The 18,135-nt window shown below is 66.4% G+C and carries 16 protein-coding genes; 10 read left to right on the forward strand and 6 right to left on the reverse strand.

What is annotated here, in order from left to right; all coding sequences use genetic code 11:
* Positions 1-36: 36 nt before the first annotated feature.
* From AC3FOF_RS41320 to AC3FOF_RS41355, 8 genes are all read left to right on the forward strand, one after another.
* Entirely contained in the window at positions 37-240 is a 204-nt protein-coding gene (locus AC3FOF_RS41320; RefSeq protein WP_488729950.1) for a hypothetical protein, read from the forward strand.
* Between the two features lie 760 nt (positions 241-1,000).
* Positions 1,001-2,113 carry an ATP-NAD kinase family protein gene (locus AC3FOF_RS41325; protein ID WP_276269031.1) on the forward strand — a complete coding sequence of 371 codons (1,113 nt, stop codon included), beginning with the start codon at positions 1,001-1,003 and terminating at the stop codon, positions 2,111-2,113.
* Between the two features lie 11 nt (positions 2,114-2,124).
* Complete coding sequence (locus AC3FOF_RS41330; RefSeq protein WP_276269032.1) at positions 2,125-3,129, forward strand: thiamine pyrophosphate-dependent dehydrogenase E1 component subunit alpha; 1,005 nt, start codon at positions 2,125-2,127, stop codon at positions 3,127-3,129.
* Positions 3,130-3,205: 76 nt separating this feature from the next.
* Positions 3,206-4,222 carry an alpha-ketoacid dehydrogenase subunit beta gene (locus tag AC3FOF_RS41335; RefSeq protein ID WP_276269033.1) on the forward strand — a complete coding sequence of 339 codons (1,017 nt, stop codon included), beginning with the start codon at positions 3,206-3,208 and terminating at the stop codon, positions 4,220-4,222.
* Entirely contained in the window at positions 4,222-5,334 is a 1,113-nt protein-coding gene (locus AC3FOF_RS41340; RefSeq protein WP_488729951.1) for an acetoin dehydrogenase dihydrolipoyllysine-residue acetyltransferase subunit, read from the forward strand. Before AC3FOF_RS41335 ends, AC3FOF_RS41340 begins: the two co-directional genes overlap by 1 nt.
* A 110-nt stretch (positions 5,335-5,444) precedes the next feature.
* Positions 5,445-6,221, forward strand: coding sequence for an SDR family oxidoreductase (locus tag AC3FOF_RS41345; RefSeq protein ID WP_017227892.1), 777 nt, complete (start codon positions 5,445-5,447; stop codon positions 6,219-6,221).
* A gap of 65 nt (positions 6,222-6,286) precedes the next feature.
* The gene (locus tag AC3FOF_RS41350; RefSeq protein WP_276269036.1) at positions 6,287-7,042 is read left to right on the forward strand and encodes a lipoyl protein ligase domain-containing protein; all 756 of its coding nucleotides are present in this window, start codon (positions 6,287-6,289) and stop codon (positions 7,040-7,042) included.
* Positions 7,043-7,167: 125 nt separating this feature from the next.
* Positions 7,168-8,319, forward strand: a complete 1,152-nt coding sequence (locus AC3FOF_RS41355; protein ID WP_276269037.1) for a CaiB/BaiF CoA transferase family protein — start codon at positions 7,168-7,170, stop codon at positions 8,317-8,319.
* 203 nt (positions 8,320-8,522) lie between these two features.
* Here the strand turns inward: AC3FOF_RS41355 and AC3FOF_RS41360 are convergent, their stop codons facing one another.
* Positions 8,523-9,413, reverse strand: a complete 891-nt coding sequence (locus AC3FOF_RS41360) for a LysR family transcriptional regulator (RefSeq protein ID WP_488729952.1) — start codon at positions 9,411-9,413, stop codon at positions 8,523-8,525.
* Positions 9,414-9,527: 114 nt separating this feature from the next.
* Here AC3FOF_RS41360 and AC3FOF_RS41365 point away from each other — a divergent pair, with 114 nt between their 5' ends.
* The gene (locus AC3FOF_RS41365; RefSeq protein ID WP_488729953.1) at positions 9,528-10,745 is read left to right on the forward strand and encodes a M20 aminoacylase family protein; all 1,218 of its coding nucleotides are present in this window, start codon (positions 9,528-9,530) and stop codon (positions 10,743-10,745) included.
* On the forward strand, positions 10,742-12,019 hold the full coding sequence (locus tag AC3FOF_RS41370) for an MFS transporter (RefSeq protein WP_276269040.1): 1,278 nt from the start codon (positions 10,742-10,744) through the stop codon (positions 12,017-12,019). The genes AC3FOF_RS41365 and AC3FOF_RS41370 overlap by 4 nt, the downstream gene beginning before the upstream one ends.
* A gap of 149 nt (positions 12,020-12,168) precedes the next feature.
* Here AC3FOF_RS41370 and AC3FOF_RS41375 read toward each other — a convergent pair whose 3' ends face one another.
* From AC3FOF_RS41375 to AC3FOF_RS41395, 5 genes are all read right to left on the reverse strand, one after another.
* Positions 12,169-13,008 (reverse strand): shikimate dehydrogenase family protein, encoded by an 840-nt coding sequence (locus AC3FOF_RS41375; RefSeq protein WP_276269041.1) that lies wholly within the window; start codon positions 13,006-13,008, stop codon positions 12,169-12,171.
* Between the two features lie 132 nt (positions 13,009-13,140).
* Positions 13,141-14,589 carry an NADP-dependent succinate-semialdehyde dehydrogenase gene (gene gabD, locus AC3FOF_RS41380; protein WP_488729954.1) on the reverse strand — a complete coding sequence of 483 codons (1,449 nt, stop codon included), beginning with the start codon at positions 14,587-14,589 and terminating at the stop codon, positions 13,141-13,143.
* Positions 14,590-14,710: 121 nt separating this feature from the next.
* Entirely contained in the window at positions 14,711-15,451 is a 741-nt protein-coding gene (locus AC3FOF_RS41385) for an SDR family NAD(P)-dependent oxidoreductase (protein WP_017230835.1), read from the reverse strand.
* Between the two features lie 46 nt (positions 15,452-15,497).
* Entirely contained in the window at positions 15,498-16,898 is a 1,401-nt protein-coding gene (gene lpdA, locus AC3FOF_RS41390) for a dihydrolipoyl dehydrogenase (RefSeq protein WP_488729955.1), read from the reverse strand.
* A gap of 10 nt (positions 16,899-16,908) precedes the next feature.
* Positions 16,909-18,135 carry a pyruvate dehydrogenase complex dihydrolipoamide acetyltransferase gene (locus tag AC3FOF_RS41395; RefSeq protein ID WP_488729956.1) on the reverse strand — a complete coding sequence of 409 codons (1,227 nt, stop codon included), beginning with the start codon at positions 18,133-18,135 and terminating at the stop codon, positions 16,909-16,911.

The following is an 18,135-nucleotide window of genomic DNA, read 5'->3' on the forward strand; positions in this document are numbered from 1 at the left end:
TCGTGTTCGAGTGGCCATATAAACTGGTAACGGCAGATGCCTGAATGGGCAAGCGAGATCGTCATTCAGGGGTCATACAATGAAACCACCGTCATTCGCAGCGGCAATGCCGTTCGTGCCGGTAGCGTCAGCAGTTCATTAGAACCGCCGCGCCCACCACGAATCCGCAAAGCCACCAAGCCCGATAACCCAGCCTCCTGCAAGGATCGCTTTCTTTTGGTTACTTTTCTTTACGAGTAAAGAAAAGTGACACCTCCATGTGCCCATGAGCCTGACACCACTCCGCCTTTAGGCCCTGCAGACCTGAATCAGGTCTCTACAACGGCATGAGGTCCTACTGAAAACCAAATACCACCAAGAGCCCAAGAGCCCGACACCACTCCGCCTTTAGGCCCTGCAGACCTGAATCAGGTCCCTACAACGGCATGAGGTCCTACTGAAAACCAAATACCACCAAGAGCCCAAGAGCCCGACACCACTCCGCCTTCAGGCCCTGCAATCCTAAATCATTCCCATAAAAAACCTATAACCAGGCAAACTCCAATTCAAGAATCTCTCTTTACCCGCTCGTAAAGAAAAATGACCAAAAGAAAGCGACCCCTTGCAGGGGGGCTGGCTTGTCGGGCTCGGTGGCTTTGCGGATTCGTGGTGGGCGCGGGCTGTCGTGACATCGGCTGCCGCGTGAAATTTCTTGTTGAAACGAGTTCTTAAGGCGATGCGGGTTGGATCCCGGCCGCTCGTCTGGTTCGATGGCGAGGAGTCTTTCGCCGCACCCGGGATGCCCGCCTGCCCGCTACAACTGTCCATCGCCTGTACACCTGATGCTGTGACACCTGTCACGCCGCGGCCCGCGCGCAGGCCGGAATCCACCCGTCCGCATCCGTTTTTCTCGGGGTAATCCCGCATCTTTCGCGCGCCGGATGCGCGTTGCCGGGGTGGCACGACCGTTGCGATATGCCTGTCACAAGCAGAAACATAAGCAGAACGACAGGAGACAGGCATGGATGAACAAGCGCTGGCCGCGCGGCCGCTGGTCGGCATCATCGCCAACCCGATTTCCGCACGCGATATCCGCCGCGTGATCGCCAACGCCAATACGCTGCAGCTGGCGGACCGCGTCAATATCGTGCTGCGCCTGCTGGCCGCGCTGGCCGCCTGCGGCGTGGGCCGCGTGGTGATGATGCCCGACCGCGAAGGCATGCGCGTGCTGCTGGCGCGCCACCTGTCGCGCCGCCAGGGCCCGGATGCCGCGCTGCCCGAGGTGGCGTACCTCGACATGCCGGTCACCGCGCGCGTCGACGATACCTTCCTGGCCGCGCGCATGATGCGCGAGGCCGGGGTGGCCGCCATCATCGTGCTCGGCGGCGACGGCACGCACCGTGCGGTGGTGCGCGAATGCGGCGCGGTGCCGATCGCGGGCCTGTCCACCGGCACCAACAATGCCTATCCGGAAATGCGCGAGCCCACCATCACGGGGCTGGCCACCGGCCTGTTCGCCAGCGGACGCATTCCCGCCGCCCATGCGCTGGCGGGCAACAAGCGGCTCGACATCGCGATTGCCGGGGATGGCGAGGTGCGGCACGACATCGCGCTGGTCGATGCGGTGATCTCCCATGAGCACTTCATCGGCGCGCGTGCCCTGTGGAAGACCGAGACGCTGGGCGCGGTCTACGTCTCCTTTGCCGATCCGCAGGCGATCGGCCTGTCCGCCATCGGCGGCTTGCTCGAGCCGGTGGGCCGGCACGAGCCGGGCGGGCTGGCGATCGAGCTGGCCGCCGCGGGCGAAGGCCGCTTCGACCTGAGCGCCCCGATCGCGCCGGGCCTGCTGCGCGCGGTGCCGATCGCGGGCTGGGAGCGCCTGACCGACGGCGTGCCGCACCGCGTACGCCAGCGCGCCGGCATCGTCGCGCTCGATGGCGAGCGCGAGCTGGTGTTCGGCCCCCGCGACGAAGTCACCGTGACGCTGCGCGAGCGCGCCTTCCTCAGCATCGATGTCGCCGCCTGCATGCGCTACGCCGCCGCCGCGGGGCTGATGCGCGGCGGGCGCGCACCGCCGCAGGAGCCCCCGCCCCAACCGCATTCCGAGTTTCTCACCGCCACCACAACACCCTGAAGGAGACAGACATGACAGCCAAATCATCCGGTGCCAACGGAAACACGCTGCCCCTGGAAAAGCAGGAGCTGCTCGCGGTCTACCGCAAGATGCGCACCATCCGCGATTTCGAGGAGCGCCTGCACGTGGACTTCGGCCGCGGCGACATCCCCGGCTTCGTCCACCTCTATGCCGGCGAGGAAGCGGCGGGCGTCGGCATCCTGCATCACCTGGGCGACGGCGACCGCATCGCCAGCACGCACCGCGGCCACGGCCATTGCATCGCCAAGGGCGTCGACCCCGCCGCGATGATGAAGGAGATCTATGGCCGCAAGGGCGGCTCCTGCAACGGCAAGGGCGGCTCCATGCATATCGCGGACCTGTCCAAGGGCATGATGGGCGCCAACGGCATCCTGGGCGCGGGCGCGCCGCTGGTCTGCGGCGCCGCGCTGGCCGCCAAGTTCCGCGGCAAGGGTGAGATCGGCATCACCTTCGCCGGCGACGGCGCCTCCAACCAGGGCACCTTCCTGGAAAGCCTGAACCTTGCCGCCGTGTGGAACCTGCCGGTGATCTTCGTCATCGAGAACAACGGCTACGCGGAGTCCACCGCGCGCGACTACGGCACCGCGGTGGACAGCTACGTGGACCGCGCCGCCGGCTTCGGCATTCCCGGCGTGACGGTGGACGGCACCGATTTCTTCGCCGTGCACGAAGCGGCCGGCGAGGTGATCCGGCGCGCCCGCGAAGGCGGCGGTCCTGCCCTGCTCGAATGCAAGATGGTCCGTTTCTACGGCCACTTCGAGGGTGACGCGCAGACCTACCGCGCCTCCGGCGAGCTCGACGACATCCGCGCCAACAAGGACTGCCTGAAGAAGTTCGCCGCCACCGTGACCCAGGCCGGCGTGATCTCGGCGGACGAACTCAAGGAGATCGACGAGCAGGTGGCCGCGCTGATCGAGGACGCGGTGCAGCAGGCCAAGGCCGCGCCGTTCCCGACCCCGGCCGACCTGCTGTCCGACGTGTACGTCAGCTACTGAGCGCAGGGCCTGCCAGGCATTCGGCATTCCGAGACATAACGACGACAAAGCAAGACCAGGATCAGGAGACCACACCATGTCCCGCAAATTAAGCATGAAGCTGGCGATCAACGAAGCGATCGACCAGGAAATGACCCGTGACCCGAGCGTGATCATGCTCGGAGAGGATATCGTCGGCGGCGCCGGCGCGGACGGCGAGAAGGACGCCTGGGGCGGCGTGCTCGGCGTGACCAAGGGCTTGTACGCCAAGCATGGCGACCGCCTGCTCGATACGCCGCTGTCCGAATCGGCCTACGTGGGTGCGGCCATCGGCGCAGCCGCCTGCGGCATGCGGCCCATTGCCGAGCTGATGTTCATCGACTTCATGGGCGTGTGCTTCGACCAGATCTTCAACCAGGCCGCCAAGTTCCGCTATATGTTCGGCGGCAAGGCCGAGACGCCGGTGGTGATCCGCGCCATGGTGGGCGCGGGCTTTCGCGCGGCGGCGCAGCACAGCCAGATGCTGACGCCGATCTTCACCCACATCCCGGGCCTCAAGGTGGTGTGCCCGAGCACGCCTTACGACACCAAGGGCATGCTGATCCAGGCCATCCGCGACAACGATCCGGTGATCTTCTGCGAGCACAAGAATCTCTATGGCCTCGAAGGCGAGGTGCCGGAGAACTCGTACGCGATTCCCTTCGGCGAGGCCAACATCGTGCGCGACGGCAAGGACGTTTCCATCGTCACCTACGGCCTGATGGTGCATCGCGCGCTGGAAGCCGCGGCCACGCTGGCCAAGGAAGGCATCGAGGCGGAAGTGGTGGACCTGCGCTCGCTCTCGCCGCTGGATATCGACACCGTGCTGGAGACGGTGGAGAACACCGGGCGCCTGGTGGTGGTCGACGAAGCCAGCCCACGCTGCAATATCGCCACCGACATCGCCGCGCAGGTTGCGCAGCGTGCGTTCGGCGCGCTCAAGGCCGGCATCGAGATGGTCTGCCCGCCGCATACGCCGGTGCCGTTCTCGCCCGCGCTGGAAGACCTTTATATCCCCAGCGCGGCGCAGATCGCCGATGCCGCGCGCAAGACCGTGAAAGGAGGGAAACACTGATGGCCGAGATCACTCCGATCGTCATGCCCAAATGGGGCCTGTCGATGAAAGAAGGCACCGTCAACGACTGGCTGGTCGAGGAGGGCGCGCAGATTTCGGTGGGCATGCCGATCCTCGACGTGGAGACCGACAAGATCGCCAACGCGGTCGAAGCGCCCGACGCCGGCACGCTGCGGCGCAAGGTGGCCGCGGTGGGCGATGTGCTGCCGGTCAAGGCGCTGCTGGGCGTGCTGGCGCCGCCCGAGGTCAGCGATGCGCAGATCGATGCCTACGTGGCCGCCTACGAAACCCCGGCCGCGGACGAGGACGATGAGGGCACGGCCGCTTCGGCCTACCACTTCATCGATATCGACGGCATCCGCGTGCGCTACGCCAGGCGGGGCGAGGGCGCGGACACCGTGCTGTTCATCCACGGCTTCGGCGGGGACCTGGACAACTGGCTGTTCAACCTGGACGCGCTGGCGGAGTCCCACACCGTGATCGCGCTGGACCTGCCGGCGCACGGCCAGTCCACGCCCAGGCTGCCGGGCACCACGCTGGCATCGCTGGCGGGCTTCGTGGCGCGCTTCATGGACGCGCTCGATATCGGCCAGGCACATCTGGTGGGGCATTCGATGGGTGGCGGCGTGGCCGCGCAACTGGCGGTGGACGCGCCGCAGCGCGTGCGCTCGGTGGCGCTGGTGTCGCCGGCCGGCCTGGGCGACGAGGTCAACCACGCCTACACCGAGGGCTTCGTCAATGCGCAGTCGCGGCGCGATCTGAAGCCGGTGGTGGAGTTGCTGTTCGCCGACGCGGGGCTGGTGAGCCGCCAGATGCTTGACGATCTGCTCAAGTACAAGCGCCTGGACGGCGTGACGGAGGCACTGGGCAGCCTGGGCGCCAGCCTGTTCGGCGGCGGCCGGCAGACCGAGCAGCCCGGCCGCAGGCTTGGCGACAGCGGCAAGCCGGTGCTGGTGATGTGGGGCGCGCAGGACCGGATCATTCCAGCGGCGCATGCGCAGAACGCGCCCGCCGGCGCCACCGTCAAGGTGTTCGACGACGCAGGCCATATGAGCCAGATGGAGAAGGCCAATGAGGTCAACGCGCTGCTCAAGCGGCATGTAGGCGGCTGAGGCTGGTCTGGCGCAGCCTGGCGGCTTCGTTCAGAGCCCCAGGCATGCTCCCCTCACACGAAAGCCAGATCAACCTTGAAAGCAACCAAAACGATCAAAGGAGACCCAATATGAACGAACCCCTGAAGGGGCAAGTCGCCGTGGTGACCGGCGGCGCGCGCGGCATCGGGCGTGGCATCGTCCTCACCCTGGCGCAGGCCGGCGCCGATATCCTGATTGCCGACCTGCTCGAGGACGCGATGCGCGAGACCGCGGAGGAAGTCCGCGCGCTGGGCCGCCGCGTCAGCACGCTCAAGGTGGACGTGACCCGCGCGGAGATGCACCGCGCCATGGTGAAGCAGGCGCTCGACCAGCTGGGCGGGCTGGACGTGCTGGTCAATTGCGCGGGCGTGATCAGCGTCCATCCGGTGGACCAGTTGAGCGAGCGCGACTGGGATTTCGTCATGGACGTCAACGCCAAGGGCACCTTCCTGGGCTGCCAGGCGGTGCTCGAGCACATGAAGGCCCAACACAGGGGGCGCATCATCAATGTCGCATCGATCGCAGGCAAGGAGGGCTTTCCGAACCTGGCGCACTACAGCGCTTCGAAGTTCGCCGTGGTCGGGTTCACCAACGCGCTGGCCAAGGAAGTGGCACGCGAGGGCATCACGGTCAATGCCATCTGCCCCGGCATCGTGCGCACCTATATGTGGGACCGCCTCTCGGACGAATGGAAGTCCGATGGCGAGTCGGTGGAGGATTCGTGGGCGCGTCACCAGCTCACGCTGATTCCGCAGGGACGGGCGCAGACGCCGGAAGACATGGGCCGGATGGCGCTGTTCTTCGCTACCATGGACAATGTGACCGGGCAATCGGTCAACGTCGACGGCGGTTTTACCTTCCACTGACCGTAGCCGGGCCGCGCCGCGGCCCGGGATATGCGCAACCCGTCCCGGCGCTTACCGGCCATGCCATGCGATTTGAAACCCTCGTTCCCGATCCCGCCGACCCGGACCCCCTCCATGCCGAGCAGGCGCTGCTCGCACAGGCATCCACCGGCCGCTGGCTGGCGCACCTGTGGCAGGCACCCGTCTCGCTGGTGGTGCCGCGCAGCTACCTGAGGCATGCGCAGCTGGAGGCCGCGCGCAGCGCCTTTGCCGCGCGCGGCTGTCCGGTCTGGCTGCGGCTGTCCGGCGGCGGACTGGTGCCGCAGGGGCCGGGCATTCTCAACCTGAGCCTGGCCTACCCGGTGCGCGGCGGCGCCGGCACCCATTCCGAGGCGGTCTACCTGCACCTGTGCGAGGTGCTGGCGGGCGCGCTTGGGGCTCTGGGCCTGCAGACGCACTGGCAGGCCGTGGACGGCTCGTTCTGCGACGGCCGTTTCAACCTGGCCTGGGGACCGCCGGGGCAGGCGCGCAAGATGGCTGGCACGGCACAGTATTGGCGGCGCGTGGCGGGTGCCGAAGACCCCAGCCTGCACGTGGTGCTGGCCCACGCCGTCCTGCTGGTCAGCGCCGATCCGGAGGCGATCAACCGCCGCGCCAATGATTTCGAAGACGCGATCGGCAGCGGGCGGCACTACCGCGCCGACAGGGTGGTCAGCGTGGCCCAGGCACTGCTGGAAGCTGGGCGGCCGGTACCGGACAGCCTGGCCGGCCTGACCGCCGAAGCGCTTCGTCAGGCGCTTGATGCAACGCCGCCTGGCTTCGCCTCGCCGTCCCCGGCGTGACGGGGCCCGGGGCGCGGATCCGTCTCGTCGTTATTGACGATTCCGTGCGCCGGCCGCCATGGCAAACTGTCCGGCGAGACGCTCCGGGAACGCTCCCGGACCGAGCAGACAACCGGAGACAGGACATGGCGGGACCGTTGGCGGGTTTGAAGGTGGTGGAAATGGTGGGGATCGGGCCGGCGCCGTTCTGCGCGATGATGCTGGCGGACCAGGGCGCCGAGGTGATCCGCATCGACCGGCCGGCCAAGCCGGGCGAACCGGCGGCCACCAGCTTCGGCAAGGCGCGTTGCGACGTCACCGCGCGCGGCAAGCGCTCGCTGGCCATCGACCTGCGCAAGCCCGGCGCCGCCGGCGTGGTGCTGGACCTGATCGCGAAGGCAGACGTGCTGATCGAAGGCTTCCGTCCCGGCGTGATGGAACGCCTCGGCCTCGGCCCGGAGCCGTGCCTGGCGCGCAACCCGGCGCTGGTGTATGGCCGCATGACCGGCTGGGGCCAGCACGGCCCGCTCGCCCAGGCCGCCGGCCACGACATCAACTACATCGCCATTGCCGGCGCCTTGCACGCCATTGGCCGGGCCGGGGAGCCGCCCGTGGTGCCGCTCAACTACGTCGGCGATTTCGGCGGCGGCGGCATGCTGCTGGCGTTTGGCGTGATGTGCGCGATCAACGAGGCGCGCAACTCGGGCAAGGGCCAGGTGGTGGACGCCGCCATGACCGACGGCACCGCGCTGCTGTCGGCCATGATGTACGGCTTCAAGGCCGCGGGCCGCTGGAACAACCAACGTGGCGATAACCTGCTGGACGGCGCCGCGCATTTCTACGACACCTATGCCTGCGCCGACGGCAAGTACGTGGCGGTGGGCGCCATCGAGCCGCAGTTCTACGCGTTGCTGCGCGAACGCTGCGGCCTGGACGACCCCGCCTTCGACGCGCAGCTCGACAAGCGCCAGTGGCCCGGGCTCAAGGCGCGCATGACCGCGCTGTTCCTGACGCGCACGCGTGCCGAGTGGTGCGCGCTGCTGGAAGGCAGCGATGCCTGCTTCGCGCCCATCCTGGACTGGGACGAGGCGCCGCAGCATCCGCACAACCGCGCCCGCGAGACCTTCCTGGAGATAGACGGCGTGATGCAGCCGGCGCCGGCGCCGCGCTTCAGCCGCACACCTGCCGCCGTGCCGCAGCCGCCGGCGGGGCCGGGCGCGCACAGCGAAGCGGTGTTGCGTGACTGGGGGGTGGATGATGGCGCGATCGACGCGCTGCGGAGCAGCGGAGCGATCTGACTCCCTTTGCGCAGCTTGCCTCCCCTTTCCCGACTGCGGGAGCGGGGAGACGACTGGCCTTGTTCAGGCCGCGGGCCCGAGAATCCGCGCCACCAACTCCGACGCCAGCGGCACGCCCAGGAAGCGCGCGATCTCCACGATCCGCCCATAAGCATCCATTGCCCGTGGTGCCCCGTGCAGCCGCGCCCGTGGGCGGCTTTGAATCACTCCGGATCGCGTAATCGTTCGTAGACGAAGGGGCGAATCAGTTTGAATGCCAGTGGCATTGCACGCCCCTTCAGCGAGACCCAACAAAACGTGGCATCTATGTCCAGTGCCGGCTGAATCGGGATTTCCACCAAATCCTGTGCGGCGTGACGTACTGCGATGACCACCGTCTCGCTCATCCGCGCCAATTCCAGTAGATTCCCCAACTCTCCACATTGCAGATTGAAAAGACAATCGGGATGACCTTCCGGGCCGTAGATTTCGACTAGAGCATGCCGCACCTGGTCGGATATAAACGTGCTTGCAATCACGTAGCGCTTGAGCTCACGGAGTGTCACAGGTGACTTGCCCTGCGTCAGCGGATGCCCTTGCCGGCACATGAAAGCCGTTCTCATCGTACTGATGGGTTCTATTGTCAAATCGTGTTCGATCGGTATCGCTCTCGAATCCACGATCAGGATATCCAGCGAGCGCTCGCGCAAGGCTTTGAGCATCTGGTCCGGCTGCGTTCTCGTAACCTGCAGTTTCAGGTTAGGCTGGTGTTTGGCCACGTATAACAACAGAGGCGTCATTAGTATTGCCCCCGGACCGGACCCGAAGCCAACCGACAGCCTGCCCAATGATCCGTTGATCATTTGGCCCGCGGATTCCACCAGAGCATCCGTCTTGTCACAAATCGACCTGGCCTGTTCAACGACATGCTGCCCGAACGAGGTGAGTTCGGTGCGGTGGGCGATGCGATCAAATAAGGCCCCGCCGAATTCAATTTCGAGCGCGCGAATGCTGCGGCTCAGTGCGGGCTGGGTCAGGCAGGCGGCATCGGCCGCCCGGCTGAAGGATCCGAGTTCTGCCAGCAGGATCAGGTGCCGCAGTTGGACCAGTGTCATGGCGTTGGGGGAGCATGAGTTTTACTTATTATATTCGGCATAACAATGCATTGGACGTTGCGTCGGGCCCTCCATAAGCTCCTCCACATTCGCACAATCAAGGAGACCAGCACCATGGCAGACACGGGCCGCGAGCCGAAACCGGCGCCGGATTTTATGGCGTTGCGCAGAGATATCCACCAGCACCCGGAACTTGGCTACAGCGAACACCGAACTTCGGCACTGGTGGCTGATTGCCTGCGCGAATGGGGCTACCAGGTGGAAACCGGCATCGGCAAGACTGGCCTTGTTGCAACCCTGGTACGAGGTTCCGGACAGCGCCGATTGGGCATCCGTGCCGATATGGATGCTTTGCCGATTCAAGAGCGTACCGGGTTGCCTTGGGCGAGCGTGCGTGCGGGTGTGATGCACGCGTGTGGTCACGATGGGCATACGGCGACTCTGCTGAGCGCAGCGTGGCATATCGCGCACGACGTCGAGTTCGACGGAACGCTGCATTTGATCTTTCAGCCTGCAGAGGAAGGCGGTGGAGGTGCGCGAGCCATGATCGATGACGGCTTGTTTGAGCGCTTCCCATGCGATGCCGTCTTCGCGCTGCACAACATGCCCGGCGTAGAGCAAGGGCGCCTGCAGTTTCGTGAAGGCCCCGCGTTAGCTTCTTCGGATCAGATCATTATTACGCTGCGTGGCACGGGCGGCCACGGCGCCATACCCCACGAGGCAAATGATCCGGTCGTAGTGGCGGCTGCGCTGGTCATGTCCTTGCAGACGGTGGTGTCGCGCAATGTCGACCCTCTGCAGTCAGGCGTGGTGACCGTCGGATCGATACAAGCAGGCCAGGCAGCGAACGTGATCCCCGGAGAGGCAGTGCTCAAGGTCAGTGTGAGGGCATTGGATCGTGCCGTACGCACAATGCTGCTGGAACGGATTGAGACCTTGACGAAAGGCCATGCGCAATCCTTTGGCATGGAAGCGCAGGTGAGCCAAGTGGCATCAGAAGGCTACCCGGTGTTGGTCAATACGCCGACCGCAACCGACTTCGCTCGTCAGGTGGCGGTGGAATTGCTGGGAGAGTCGAAAGTTGAATGTGCGGCTCCCCGCATGAACAGCGAGGATTTTGCGTTCATGCTGGAAAAAATCCCCGGCTGTTACTTCTTCATCGGAAATGGCGACGGTGGTGATGGCAACGTGCACGGCGCCTGCATGGTCCATAACGCCGGCTACGACTTCAACGACGCGAACATCGAAGCCGGCAGCCGGTATTGGGTGTTGCTGGTGCAGCGTTTTTTTGGCGACGCGCGCTTCAACCCTGAGCCAAGTGAGCAGCCATGAAAAATCTTCAATCAACCGAAGGCATTTCCATTGGAATCAGCAAGAAACTCGTCGCGGCCACAGTCGCGGGCAACGCGCTGGAGTTCTATGATTTCATGACTTACGCGTTCTTTGCCATCTACATCGGCAAAGCCTTTTTCCCCGCGTCGACGCCCGTGGGCAGCCTGTTGATGTCGGTGGCGGTCTTCGGCGTAGGCTTTCTGGCGCGTCCGTTGGGTGGCGTGTTGATTGGGACGTTTGCGGACCACTCGGGCCGCAAACCGGCCATGCTGCTGACCATCGGGCTGATTTCCATCGGCACCCTGGGGCTCGCCGTGACGCCCTCGTATGAAACCATCGGTATTGCTGCACCGATCATTATTGTCGCGTGCCGATTGGTTCAGGGCCTGGCTCTCGGCGGTGAGGTGGGGCCGTCTACTGCGTACCTGATCGAGATTGCGCCGTCGAGTCAACGGGGCCTCTATACCAGCTGGCAATTGGCGAGCCAAGGCGCTGCGATTTTTATTGCCGGCATCATGGGGTTGACGGTAACCAGTCTGCTGACGCCAGAGCAAACGGAGGTCTGGGGCTGGCGGTTGCCGTTCGCGATGGGATTGCTGCTATTGCCCATCGGCATGTACTTGCGCCGGCATCTACCGGAAACGCTCGGGAGTGGCAAACACCAGCCGCACAATACGGGTCTAGCGGGCTTGAAACAGCACCGCCGTGTCATTGGGCTCGGTATCTTGGCGATCCTTGGAGGAACCATCGCGGCCTACGTCATCAATTTCATGACCACGTTTGCGATTTCCGCACTGAAGCTGCCGCCGGCCGTGGCTATGGGGGCAACTATCATCAATGGCCTATTCACGCTGGTTTTTGCCTTGCTGGGTGGATGGATGGCGGACCGGTACGGACGCAAGCCCCTTATGCTCTGGCCACGCCTGATAGCGTCCTTGCTTGCCGTGCCTGCGTTTCTATGGTTGACCTCGGCACCGTCACTCGGATCATTGCTGGCTGTAACAGGGCTGCTGACCTTGCTCTCTTCCTTGAGCGGGGCGGCGCTCATCATCGGGATACCCGAAATGCTGCCACAGAGGGTGCGTGCAACCGGTCTGTCGTTGACGTACGCAATCAGCGTCTCTCTGTTTGGCGGAACCACGCAATTCATCATCACGTGGTTGATCGATCGCACAGGTGATTCCGTGATGCCGGCCTGGTACATGTGCATTGCGGGCATCATCTCTGTGGCCGCCACGCTAGGGCTGCCCGAGACGCGGGGCCGATCTGTATAGGATCGAGTAGAACGCGGTGGCGCCGGGAATCTGGACAGGGGGGGTCAAGCCAGGGCGGAACAGCGGAAGGCTACGGCGTGAAAGGCGCTGCGGAAGCAGGCGAACCGGACGTCTGCTTCTCACGTCGCAAGCCTTCCGGGCAGCGCAACTCACTCTCCATCCGGCCCCAGAATCCGCTCCACGAACTCCGGCGCCAGCGGCACGCCCAGGAAGCGCGCGATTTCCACGATCTGCCCATAAAGCATCCATTGCCCGTGGTGCACCGTGCAGCCGCGCTCGCGGGCGGCTTTCAGCAGCGGCGTATCGCCATCGCGCACCACCGCTTCGCAGACCAGTGTGCCCGCGTCGAGCTGCTGCGCCGGCACCGGCGTCGCATCCGTGTCGCGCAGGCCGAGGGCCGTGGCGTTGACCACTACGTCGAAGCCGGCGGGGTTATCGTCGCCAACCCGGATCGAAACCGAAGGCAGCGCTGCCTTCAGGCTCGCCACCAGTTCCGCCGCCTTGCCGGCGGAGCGGTTGTAAATGACCAGTTCGGCGGGGTTCTCGCGCGCGATGGCGTAGGCCATCGATTTGCCGGCGCCGCCCGCGCCCAGCTGCAGCACGCGCTTGCCGGCCAGGCTGTGGCCGCGCTCGCGCAGGCCTGCCACGAAGCCGTCGCCGTCGAAGTTGCCGCCGGTCCAGATGCCTTTCTCGCGATTGAAGCGCATGGCGTTGACGGAGCCGACCAGGCGGGCGGTGTCGGTCAGTTCGCCGCAGGCGGCCACCACGGTTTCCTTGTGCGGGATGGTGACGACCAGGCCTTGCAGGTTCTGCGCGGCTGGCGCGCCGGCCAGGAACGCCGGCAGCTGCGCGGCATCCACATGGAAGGGCACGCAGACGGCATTCAGGCCTTGCCTGGCTACCGAGGCGTTGAACAGCTGCGGGGTGCGCACGTGGGCGATGGGAGCGGCCACGATGCCGACGAGTTGGGTGTTGCCATCGATCTGCATTGGGGGATTCTGGGTGAGGAGGAGGGAAGACGGACGTGCGGGGGGAGCCTGGCCGGCGGGATGGATTCGCTCCGTCCCGCCGGTCACGGCTTGTGGCTAATGGCTGGTCGCTGATGGCTGGTGGTGAAAGGCTCAGATCCCGGCCATGCAGGTGTACTTGATGACCAGGTAGTCCTCGATGCCGTAGTGCGAGCCTTCGCGGCCCACGCCGGATTGCTTGACGCCGCCGAAGGGCGCCACTTCGTTGGAGATCAGGCCGGTGTTGACGCCCACCATGCCGTACTCCAGCCGCTCGGAAACGCGCCACACGCGGCCGAGATCGCGCGCATAGAAATAGCTCGCCAGGCCGAATTCGGTGTCGTTGGCCATGGCCACCACTTCGTCCTCGGTCTCGAAGCGGAACAGCGGCGCCAGCGGGCCGAAGGTTTCCTCGCGGGCCACCAGCATATCCGGCTTGACGTCGGCCAGCACGGTGGGCTCGAAGAAGGACTGGCCGAGCGCATGGCGCTTGCCGCCGTGCAGCACGCGGGCACCCTTGGAGATGGCGTCGGTGATGTGTTCCTCGACCTTGAGCACGGCCTTGTCGTCGATCAGCGGTCCGATGCGCACGCCGTCGTCCATGCCGTCGCCGACCTTCAGCGCGCTCACCGCGGCCACCAGCTTCTGCGCGAAGGCGTCATAGACCTTGCTGTGCACATAGAGGCGGTTGGCGCAGACGCAGGTCTGGCCGGCATTGCGGTACTTCGACACGATCGCGCCTTCCACCGCGGCGTCCAGGTCGGCATCGTCGAACACGATGAAGGGGGCGTTGCCGCCCAGCTCCATCGAGACCTTCTTGACGGTGGACGCCGTCTGCGCCATCAGCGTGCGGCCCACTTCGGTGGAGCCGGTGAAGGTGAGCTTGCGCACCAGCGGGTTGCTGCTCAGCTCGCCGCCGATGGCGGAGGCCGAGCCGGTCACCACCGACAGCACGCCGGCCGGGATGCCGGCGCGTTCGGCCAGCGCCACCAGCGCCAGCGCGGTCAGCGGGGTCTGCGAGGCGGGCTTGACCACCATGGTGCAGCCGGCCGCCAGCGCCGGGCCGGCCTTGCGCGTGATCATGGCCGCCGGGAAATTCCATGGTGTGATGGCGGCGCACACGCCCACCGGTTCCTTGGTGACGACGATGCGCTGGTTGCCCACCGGCGCGGGAATGGTCTCGCCGTAGACGCGCTTGCCTTCCTCGGCGAACCATTCGATGAAGGAGGCGGCGTAGCCGATCTCGCCGCGCGCTTCGGCAAAGGGCTTGCCTTGCTCGGCGGTCATGATGCGGGCCAGGTCGTCCTGGTTGGCCAGCAGCAGTTCGAACCATTTGCGCAGCAGCGCTGAGCGTTCCTTGGCGGTACGCGAGCGCCAGGCGGGCAGGGCGCGGTTGGCGGCCTCGATGGCCTGGCGGGTTTCATCCGCGCCGAGCAGGGGCACCTGGCCCACGCGTTCGCCGGTGGCCGGGTTGGTGACGTCGATATGGCGCTCGGCATCGACCCAGCGGCCGTCGATATAGCATTGCTGGCGCAGCAGGGAGGGGTCTTGGAGTTTCAGCATGGTCTGGTTCCGGTTCCGGAGCGATGTTGGGGGGATTCGGCGGGGCCGCAGATGGCAGATTAGCAGGATCCGGCCAAGGCGGTTGCCGCCGGTCCGCGCTTGGCCCGCGTTCAGTCCGCGCCTAGCCGGCGATATACAGGCCGCCGTTGACGTGCAGCACTTCGCCGGTGACGAAGCTGGCCGCGTCGCTGCACAGGAAGCCGATGGCGGTGGCGATCTCGCGCGGATGGCCGAGGCGCTTGAGCGGGGTTTGTTCCACCGAATCCGCGCCGCGCTTCTGGATCAGCTCGGTGGTCATGGGCGTTTCGATCACACCGGGCGATACCGCATTGACGCGGGTACGCGGCCCGAGTTCCCGCGCCAGGCTGCGGGTGAGGCTGAGCAGGCCGCCCTTGGAGGCCGAATAGTGCGCATTGTAGTAAGCGCCGCGGTGCGCCGCCACGGAGGTGAGATTGACGATGGCGCTGTTTTCGCGCAGCGCGGGAATGGCGCGGCGCACAAGATAGAAGACGCCATCCAGGTTGATGGAGAGCGTCTGCCGCCATTGCGCGTCGCTCATCTGCGCAACCGGCTGCGCCTGGTAAAGCCCTGCCGAGGGCACCAGGAAATCGATGCCGCCGAAGCGGTCCTGCGCCAGCGCCACGGCGCGGGCGCAATCGTCCGGATTGGCCGCGTCCATGCGCAGCGTGACGATGCGCTCGCCGCCGGGATCCAGCTCGCGGGCGAAGCCGGCCAGGCCCGCTTCGTCGAGGTCCGTCAGCACCAGGCTGGCGCCGTGCGCGTAGAACAGTCTGGCCGTCTCGCGGCCGATGCCGCCATTGGCGCCGGTCAGCAGCAGGGTGCGTTGGTCGAAGTTGTACATGCTTGTCTCCACGGTGTTGGTGCGATGCGCTGGTGCCATGCGCCGCTCAGATATGCAGTGCGCGCCCGTAGGCCGCGAGCACGGCCTCGTGCATGGCCTCGGACATGGTCGGGTGCGGCAGGACGGCGGCCATCAGGTCGGCCTCGGTGGTCTCCAGCGTCTGCGCGATGGCATAGCCCTGGATCATCTCGGTGACCTCGTCGCCCACCATATGGGCGCCGAGCAGTTCGCCGCTGCCTTCGTCGAATATCACTTTGACCAGGCCGGCGGTGCTGCCCATGGCGATCGCCTTGCCGTTGCCGACGAAGGGAAATCTGCCCACCTTGACCTGATGGCCGCGCTCCCTGGCCTGCGCCTCGGTGAGGCCCACGCTGGCCACCTGCGGATGGCTGTAGGTGCAGGCCGGGATACGCGCGGGATCGAGCGCGTGCGGATGCAGTCCGGCGATGTGCTCCACGCAGATCACGCCCTCGTGGCTGGCCTTGTGCGCCAGCCACGGCGGGCCGGCCACGTCGCCGATGGCGTACACGCCGGGCTCGTCCGTGCGGCCGAAGCCGTCCGTCACGATATGCGTTTTCTCGACCTTGACGGCGGTCTTCTCCAGGCCCAGGTCTTCCACATTGCCGACGATGCCCGCGGCCACCAGCACCACGTCGGCTTCGATCCTTGACCCGCCGGCTTTGCCGCCCTGCAGTTCGATGGCCCAGCCGGAGGCCTTGCGCTCGGCGCTCCCGAGGCTGGCCGCGGTATGCACGACGATGCCGTCGCGCACGATGCTGGCCGCCACCTGCGCGGAGATGTCGGCATCCTCTACGGGCAGGATGCGGTCCGCCATCTCGACCACCGTCACCTCCACGCCCACCGCGTGATAGAAGCTGGCGAACTCGATGCCGATGGCGCCGGCGCCCACGATCAGCATGCGCCTGGGCACCACTGGCGGCGACAGGGCCTCGCGGTAGGTCCAGACCGTCTTGCCGTCGGCGGGCAGCATGGGCAGCTGGCGGGCGCGCGCGCCGGTGGCCAGCAGGATGTGGCCGGACGAGACGGCACTGGTATTGCCATCCGCGCCGGTGACTTCGAGCCTGCCCTTGCCTGCCAGCCGGCCGTGGCCGTTGAGCACGGTCACGCCGTTCTTCTTCATCAGGTGGGCCACGCCCTTGTTGAGCTGCGCGGCCACCGCGCGCGAGCGCGCCACCATGGCGGGCAGGTCGGCGGTGGGCGCCGCGGCGCGCACGCCGAAGGCGGCTGCGTCCTTCACCAGCCGCAGCACGTCCGCCGAGCGCAGCAGCGCCTTGGTGGGAATGCAGCCCCAGTTCAGGCAGATGCCGCCCAGGTGCTCTTTCTCGACCAGCGCGGTCTTCATGCCGAGCTGGGCGGCACGGATGGCGGCCACATAGCCACCGGGGCCGCCGCCGACGACGATCAGGTCAAATGAGGAATTCGCCACGTCATGGTCCTTAGATCAGCATCGACAAGGGGTTCTCGAGCAGGCGCTTGAACGCGGCCAGCCACTGCGCGGCCAGCGCGCCGTCGATGGCCCGGTGGTCCACCGACAGCGTGCAGCGCATCACCTGCCCGGCGCGGAGTTCGCCGTCCTCCACCACCGGCGCCGCCTGCGTGGCGCCCACGGCGAGAATGGCGGCCTGCGGCGGATTGATGATGGCCGCGAATTCCGGCACGCCGAACATGCCGAGGTTGCTGACGCTGAAACTGCCGCCCTGGTACTCCTCGGGGCGCAGTTGCGAGGCGCGCGCCCGCGCGGCCAGGTCGGCGATCTCGGCGCTGATGACGGACAGCGGCTTGGTGTCCGCGGCGCGCACGATGGGCGTGATCAGGCCGGCATCGGTGGAGACGGCCACCGCGATATCGGCTTGCCGGTACTGGCGCATCGCCGTGTCGGTCCAGCCCACGTTGGCCGCCGGGACTTCGCGCAGGGCCACCGCCACCGCGCGCACGATGAAGTCGTTGACCGAGATCTTGCGCGGCGCGTTGGCATTGATTTCCGCGCGCAGCGCCAGCAGCCGTTCCATGCGGCAATCCGCCGTGAGGTAGAAATGCGGGATGGTGGACTTGCTTTCGCTGAGGCGGCGCGCAATGGTGCGGCGCATATTGCCATGCGGGATTTCCGCGAAGGCCTCGGCGGTGCGCGCCATGGGCGCGGCAGGCGCTGCCGCCGACGGTGCCGTGGCCGGTGCGGCGGCGGGCGCCGCTGCCGCCAGTTCCACATCGCGCTTGACGATGCGCCCAAAGGGGCCGCTGCCGGTCAAGGTGGCCAGGTCCAGGCCGCGCTGGCCGGCCAGGCGGCGCGCCAGTGGGCTGGCGAAGATGCGCGCCGGCTGCGCCGGGCCGGCGCTGGCGGCGTTGGCGCCGGCGGCGGCAGCCTGCGGCGTCGGCGTGCCGCCGCTTGCCGCGGCGATCAGCGCATCCACGTCCACGCTGGTTTCGCCGTTGACCAGCAGCACGCCGATCGGCGCGCCCACCTCGACCTCCTGCCCCGCCGCGATCAGGCGGCGGCCCAGCACGCCGGCGGTGTCGGCATTCAGCTCGACCACGGCCTTGTCGGTCTCGATCTCGGCGATGCAGTCGCCCACGGCAACGGTATCGCCTTCATTCAGGGTCCACGCTTGCAGCGTGGCATGGGTGGCATTGGCCGCCACCTCGGGCATGCGCAACAGGGTGGCCAT

Source organism: Cupriavidus sp. 96C5-1, from assembly GCF_057798855.1.